The sequence below is a fragment of the Oleiphilus sp. HI0128 genome (assembly GCF_001635365.1).
This window is the reverse complement of the sequence record NZ_LWGG01001476.1, coordinates 1-795: the sequence shown is the minus strand read 5'-3', so window position 1 is coordinate 795 and position 795 is coordinate 1. Positions and strand designations below refer to the sequence as shown.

Annotated in this window: 1 protein-coding gene and 1 pseudogene; both read left to right on the top strand. The window is 46.4% G+C overall.

What is annotated here, in order from left to right:
• Positions 1-132: pseudogene (locus A3763_RS27800) on the top strand (type I glyceraldehyde-3-phosphate dehydrogenase); the annotation flags it as partial.
• A gap of 17 nt (positions 133-149) precedes the next feature.
• A partial coding sequence (locus tag A3763_RS24380; RefSeq protein ID WP_156495309.1) for an MFS transporter occupies positions 150-795 on the top strand: 646 nt, incomplete at its 3' end.

Below are 795 nucleotides of genomic sequence, written 5' to 3'. Positions count from 1 at the left end.
CCTTCAACTATGCTGGTTAACGGCACTCAACTTAAGCTTTATGTGTGGTATGACAATGAATGGGGCTATGCCAATCGAACAGCTGAGCTGGTTCGTAAAGTCGGCCTCATCGACCAGAAAATTAATCACTAAGGCCATATTTGAAAACCATGAATATCAATAAACTCTCACCAGAAATTAAGCAATACCTGGTCGTAACAGGTAACTATTGGGCTTTCACGCTCACCGATGGCGCTTTGAGGATGTTAGTCGTATTGCACTTTCATGGCTTGGGTTACAGCCCGCTCGAAATTGCCATGCTGTTCTTGTTTTACGAGATCTTTGGTGTCATCACCAACCTTTTTGGTGGCTGGTTGGGCGCACATTTGGGGCTCAACAAAACCATGAATATTGGTCTGGCTCTGCAGGTGCTCGCATTGGCAATGCTGCTCGTTCCTGCCACTTTGCTCACAGTGCCTTGGGTCATGGCTGCTCAGGCTCTCTCAGGCATTGCTAAAGACCTGAACAAGATGAGTGCGAAAAGCTCGATCAAGCTGCTGGTTCCAAAAGATGCGCAAACTACACTGTATAAGTGGGTGGCAATTCTAACCGGATCTAAGAATGCCTTGAAAGGTGTCGGCTTCTTTTTAGGCGGCGCTTTACTGGCCACTCTCGGTTTTCAAGGTGCCGTTCTTGCTATGGCGCTAAGCTTGTTTGTGGTTTGGCTGGGTAGCATGTTTGCCTTAAAACAAGACTTAGGCAAGGCAAAGAACAAACCGAAGTTCACTGAAATATTTTCTAAAAGTCGGGCAATCA